The 6533-nt window shown below is 39.2% G+C and carries 4 protein-coding genes (1 of these 4 only partly in view); 2 read left to right on the top strand and 2 right to left on the bottom strand.

Going from position 1 to position 6533, the window contains the following annotated elements:
- Positions 1 to 7: 7 nt before the first annotated feature.
- The gene (locus UABAM_RS32635) at positions 8 to 1075 is read right to left on the bottom strand and encodes an AAA family ATPase (RefSeq protein WP_152021815.1); all 1068 of its coding nucleotides are present in this window, start codon (positions 1073 to 1075) and stop codon (positions 8 to 10) included.
- 255 nt (positions 1076 to 1330) lie between these two features.
- Positions 1331 to 4306 (bottom strand): MFS transporter, encoded by a 2976-nt coding sequence (locus UABAM_RS32640; protein WP_152021816.1) that lies wholly within the window; start codon positions 4304 to 4306, stop codon positions 1331 to 1333.
- Between the two features lie 137 nt (positions 4307 to 4443).
- Between UABAM_RS32640 and UABAM_RS32645 the strand changes: the two genes are divergently transcribed.
- The gene (locus UABAM_RS32645; RefSeq protein ID WP_152021817.1) at positions 4444 to 5118 is read left to right on the top strand and encodes an ABC transporter ATP-binding protein; all 675 of its coding nucleotides are present in this window, start codon (positions 4444 to 4446) and stop codon (positions 5116 to 5118) included.
- 1 nt (position 5119) lies between these two features.
- Positions 5120 to 6533 carry the beginning of an ABC transporter permease gene (locus tag UABAM_RS32650; protein ID WP_173013712.1) on the top strand. 1835 nt of this gene lie beyond the right edge of the window, so 1414 of the gene's 3249 nt are visible here — the first part of the coding sequence; its start codon is at positions 5120 to 5122; its stop codon lies beyond the right edge, outside the window.

Consider the following 6533-nt stretch of genomic DNA (forward strand, 5'->3'; position numbering starts at 1 on the left):
TTGCCCCCTATCTTTGGCCTGCCATTGCAATGTATAGTTTTTGTGAATAATTACTGTTTGTATTTTTTCTTTTGTAGCCATCCGGAGAAGGTGTGTTATCTACAATATGCTCGATAATCTCATCAGGTGTAATACCCTCTGCCTCTGCAACATAGTTGAGTACAACTCTGTGACGTAAAGCCGGTTGTATGATTTCGCGGATGTCTTGGGCGGTAACAGCAAAACGACCACGTAGCATTGCACGCGCTTTGGCTCCTACAAGAACAGCTTGCGTGGCACGTGGACTCACTCCCCAAGCAATATTATCGATGGCAAATTGTATTTTACTCACATCTGGTCGGGTGTTACGACATAACCTAATCGTGTAATCTACGAGTTCTTGTGGTGTATGTATTTTGCGAACCAATTGCAAAGATTTCAAGATAGTCTCTTTCGAAAGAAGAGGTGTAAAAACGTCGCTCTTATTGGATACTGTGAGGCGCAAAATTCGGTACTCTTGTTCCCTACTGGGATAATCAAAAAGAATATTGAACATAAATCTGTCTAATTGCGAAATAGGCAGTGGGTATGTTCCTTCTTGTTCTACAGGGTTTTGCGTCGCCAAAACAAAGAATGGTGGATCTAAGTCAAAGCGTGTTCCTATGGAACTAACCGTATGTTCTTCCATAGCTTCTAGTAGAGCTGACTGGGTTTTAGGCGGTGTACGGTTAATTTCGTCCGCAAGTAGTATGTTGGTAAATATAGGGCCTTTTAAAAATGAAAATTTACGAGAGTTGTCACTTGTATCTTCGACTAAAATTTCGGTTCCCGTGATATCCGAGGGCATAAGGTCCGGCGTAAATTGAATACGACTGAATTGTAAATCTAACAATTCCGATATAGAACGAATTAATAGAGTTTTTGCTAGGCCAGGAACACCAACTACCAGTGCATGACTACCACTAAAAATAGAGATCAATATTTGGTCAATGGCTTCTTCTAGGCCAACAATACGCTTTTTTAGTTGTTCGCATACTTGTTGATGCACACCACATAGATGTTGTATTTCTTGTTTTTCTTCGGAAGTTATGTTCATAAAGATACCTTTACATGTTTTGAGACTGTGATGCCATTATGCACTTATGTTTTAACTGAGCGTGAGTACCCACATTATTTTGTGAGTACTACAAAGTTTTAGGGCAAATACACTTTCGATGGAAACAACAGATACCACCAAAAACTTAACAGACTTACCTTAAGTATAAGGTGTTTTGACAGACAAAGCAAGCAACTAATGACACTAGGTGTTGCCACTGCTTTGTTGTTAGGACGACTACAATCCATGGACTTTTTACGCATCGTGGGAAGCTAGGTGTACAAAACATTTCTCGTCAAAATGTCCTTTTAGTTTTGTAACAAGCCAATCGTTGTGAAACTGAAGTTGGGGATTTCTGTCTTTTTGGGCGACATTTGGTCCTTTGACCATGATGGTACCCTCGGCATCCATACCCACATCCTCCATTGTTTCAATATCGACTATTCTTATAGCGACCTCAGGTAGTGGAAGACCGATAGACCCAGGTCTTTTTCCTATTTGTGTGTTAAAGTTTGCCTCATCTATAAAGTCTGGGCGGTTTAAAGTTACGATATTGCAAGTGTCTAATGCATACATTTGCATAATGTCAATATTGAAATCTTCCTTGTATTGACCGAGAATTTTTTCGTTTATGGTATCTGCGACCACACCAAAATAACGAATTTGTGAGCTAATTTGATTGATATATGACAAATGTTTTTGCGGATCGTCGGTGAATATTATCGATATTTGGTTGCTAGACTCTTTGAATTTACTACTATCAGGCGAAATGCACATTATTTGTTGTGCTTGTAGTGCAGGGATCCAAAAATTTGCGACAAAAGAAAAAGGCTTATGTATCGATTCTGTCGCTAAAATAGTATCTGTTTTTAATTCAAAGGTTTGTTGGAATGATTTTATACTACTATACACATTACGATGACTGATGGAGGTATTACTTTCGGCATATACCGTGAATTCATCGTCGCAATGAGGATTTCCTACCACATGATTTTTTTCTATTTTCTTTGACGATTTAAAGGCCAAGGATACATTTTGTGTGGGAGACTGCCATGAAAAAGTTTTGAGATTGGATTTGGAGTTTTGTGTTTCCTCATTTGTTATCACATGAGTGATCTCAAGTTTTTCGCACTGTACAACGTCAGAAATGTGTACGGGAATCAAACCTTTGTATAACAAAGCAAGATGTACTATAAATGCAGTATCGTTTGGTAGAGATACGGCCACCCTAGAACCCGCTGGAATTTCGGTAGGACAACTCCACGACAATGCTTGTGTTAGAACTTCGCCAAAAGTGAGATGAGCTTTTTCACCAATGATAAAAGTTTTCTTCCAGTTGTTCTTGGCAACAGAGATAAATTGTATATGCAGTGGCTGTGGGTCTTTGAGACGATGACGATAGGCCTCCGCGGAAAGCTCCATGACTTTTGATCTGGCGGTAAAAGCATCGACAGTTGATGGCAGTGGTTCACCAAATATCACATTGATGGAATCTGAAAATTTAATAGGTTTTTTAAAGAAAAACGTACCTCTCTCATAGCTGAACTGACTTCCCCATAAGCCGTCTAGGTAAACAGGCACTACTTGGCAATCTACGCCAGCGACGATTTTTTGGAATCCACTTTTGAAGGGCAATAAATTGCCTGTGCGCCATAACTTTCCTTCGGGAAAAATACACACTACACCATCGTCAGCAATAAATTTGTGGGCGATATCGAGAGATTCTTGTTTTTTCTCCGCAGAATCACCACCAGACACGGGAATGCAATTTAATTTTTTCCATACCCAGGTAGTACCAGGCATTTCGTAAAAGGAACGAAACATAAGATAGCTCAACATTTTTTCAAAAGTTGATCCCAGAACAAAGGGATCAAAATATGACAAGTGATTGGACACAACCATACCGCGTTTCGGTTGATTTTTTTTATTGATCGCACGTACCTTATATAATGTATTTACAATTTCGAGAATAATAATACGTAGTATCTGATCGGGAATGGTCGCTGCCATAACGAGGGAATATAAAATGGTGACAATACCAACTGTTATCATAATGCTGCTTGAATCCATCCCAAGTACACTGGAGAAGAAGATCGCAAGTAGAGAAGCGGCGAGAATACCTCCAAAGCTAATAATATTGGAGAAGGCGATATAGTGTCCTTTTTCGTTTTCCGGACTTTTATTTTGTAGCTGTGCAAAAAGAGGCACAATGAAAAAACCCGAGGCAATTCCCAGCAAAAATAGATCTACAACAGAACGTATCGTAAAGTTCATAAAAGTACGCGTGCCTGTGTCACCGTAGCAGGCGAGGTCTATCGCAAAAAGTCCCAGGGCAAAACAGCCGTAAGGAACCCAACCAACTTCAATATTGTCTCGTGATAAATGTGCTACGAGAACAGAGCCAATCGCAACCCCTACTGTTAAAAGGGCCAATGTTAAAGTGGCGGCAGCGCTGTCTAGGCCCATAACGTTTTTGGCATAAACAGGAATTACCGTCATAAAAAGAGCACCGAGCCCATAGAAAAATGTAATACCCCAAATCGTATTCATTACAACAGGTGTCTTGGAAACTTTGGGAAAGTTTTTCCATAGGTATGTGATCACATTCCATTCCACGGGAGCATCAGGCCTTTTGGGTTGCACCGGGGGAGCGAAGTAAACAAAAAAAGTTCCCAACAAAGCAATGACGAGATACACAACGCCCGCCCATACCAATTGACCTTCGAATACGTCGAATAACAATCCTCCAAGTACAGCCCCCAGTAAAATAGCGATGTTGGTGGTCATGTTTAATAGTCCATTCGCCATTGATAGGTCTTCTTTGTGGAATGCTTCGGGAAGTATTCCGTATTTCGCCGGACCAAAGAAGGCACTTTGCATGGACATGAAAAAAAAGGAAATTAGTAGCAATGGTAAACTATTAAAATACAAAGCTACGCAAGAAAATAACATGGCAAAAATTTCGGGGCTTTTTGAATAGAACAAAACTTTATTTTTTGCATAACGGTCGGAAAGGTAACCTGCGAATGGGGAAAACATCAAAAATGCAATGGGAAGAAGAGCGGCAATAATACTTGTATAAAAAACTTGTTGTTCGCGAATGATTGTACTTAGTACAAAAGCCGTCATGGTCATTTTTATTGCATTATCATTGGCAACACCGAAAGCTTGTCCTATTAGATATGAAATATATCTGGGCGATTTTACGGTTATATACTGTGGAGAATCCATTTTCTACCTATTGAAAAGAGTGAAGAAAACTTATTATAATTACATGCTTACAGTTCTAAAATTGTATCAGAATATAAAGAATGTAGCAAAAAATACTTTTTTTTCTAAGGCGTGTCCATCATAGAAAGTTGCAAATTATGAATACAGATCGTTTGGAAGTTGAATCTATCTCGAAGAGTTTCGCGCATGCAAATTCTACGATTAATATATTGCAAGATGTTCAATTTTCTGCAAATCCAGGAGAAACGGTGGCAATTATTGGCCCTTCTGGGTCAGGTAAGAGTACGCTACTCAATATACTCGGTTTGTTAGAAAAACCAAATTCAGGTAGTGTAAAACTGGGAGAGAGTGAGCTACAAGAACTTTCACAAAAAGAGCAAGAAATGTTCCGCGCACAGCATATTGGTTTTGTGTTTCAAAATCATCATCTGCTACCACAGCTGACCGCTCTGGAAAATGTATTGCTGCCAACACTTGTCAATACAAATATTCAGGTGGAAGCAAATGAAATTTTAGATTTCGTAGGTCTCAAAGAGCGCAAAGACTTCTATCCATGGCAAATATCTGGAGGTGAATGTCAGAGAATTGCGATTGCTCGTGGAATTATGAGTGCTTCTAAATTACTACTATGCGACGAGCCAACAGGTAATTTGGATGAAGAAAATGGACAGAAAATTATTGGTCTGTTGAAAGAAATTGCTGCTAAAAACAAAGTGGTTGTCGTCATGGTCACGCATAATGTCGCATATGCCAAGCAATTTGATACTTGTTATGTTTTGCGCAGTGGTCGCCTTGTAAATGAAGGAGTATAAAGTGACTAAGTATCGTTTGTTATGGCGTAGTGTCCAATACTATTGGAAAACAATATTGCTCGTGACCATCGGAATTATTATTGGAACGACTGTGGTTACCGGTTCGATGATTATTGGGAAATCTGTTCCTCAAAGTTTACTGGATAACGCGATGGCGCGCATTGGTAATATTGACTATGCGCTCAGAAGTACAAAATTGTTTACGCGAAAATTTGTCGAAAATATAGAAAAAAAATATCCTAATAATCAATTTGCATCGGCATTGATGTTGTCTGGCGTTACCAAACATTCGCAAATGACCATCCCTCAGGTGAATATTCTTGGTGTGGACGATAAATTTGCCACTTTCTATGAACAGAAATTAAATCTCAAGAAGCGCGAAGTGGCCATCAACGAGTCACTTGCCAAAGATTTGGGTATAAAAATAAACCAGCGTTTGCTTCTATACATTTATCGATCGAGCTTTGTTCCGACGGAAACTCTATTCGCGCGAAAGAATTTTGAAGATAATGTTTACACTTTGCGTGTGAAAGTGGTGGCTATTTTACCAGATCAGGGGATGGGAGGTTTTCGTCTCGATGCAAATCCTCAAATGCCACGCAATGTTTTTGTTTCACAAGACTATTTAGCAAAGCAACTGGAGCGGCAAAATTATATCAATACTTTATTGGTATCAGGTGACCCTATTAAAGATGTGCGAGAGCATCTTTCTTGTGAAGACCTTGGTATATACTTTCGTTTGGAAAAAGACGAACGTTTTATTCAAAGTAAAAATTTTGTTTTCCATGACTATGAGTTGTCGGGTATTCAGAAAGCTTTGGAAAAATTGCAAGAAAAAGCACGTTTGGCCTCTGTTTACGTGGTAAACAAAATTCAAAACGGCGAAGAAGTGGCAGCATACGCGATGATTGGAGGAGTTGAGGGGCTGGAGATACCCGAGGGGGAGGTTTTTGTAAATCGCTGGCTGGCGGAAGATCTTAAACTAAATGGAAATAACGAAGTGGAATTTGAGTATTTTATTCCTTCGGTCAGTGGACGTTTGGTAACGAAAACGTTAACTTTGAAAGTAACAAAAAAAATTGCGATGAACAATAGCGTAGTTTCCTCAAAACTAATTCCCGAATTTGAAGGACTAACAAACGCAGATAATATAAGAGATTGGAATGTTCCATTTGAAGTAGATCTAAGTACTGTAAGTGACCGCGATGAAGAATACTGGGAATTATATCGCGCAGCACCGAAGGCTTTTGTTTCCACAGAATTGTTAAGAAAGATGTGGGACTATCGTGAAAATGGACAGGTAGATTGGGTAAGCACTGTTATTGTTTCCAATAACATTGATATGAACTCTTTACAAAAGAATATTGTGGAAAATGCAAACTTGAATTTTTACGGACTGCGTTTTTTACCTGTAC

Origin of the sequence: Candidatus Uabimicrobium amorphum (assembly GCF_009002475.1) — a bacterium.
Taxonomy (GTDB): Bacteria; Planctomycetota; Uabimicrobiia; order Uabimicrobiales; family Uabimicrobiaceae; genus Uabimicrobium; species Uabimicrobium amorphum.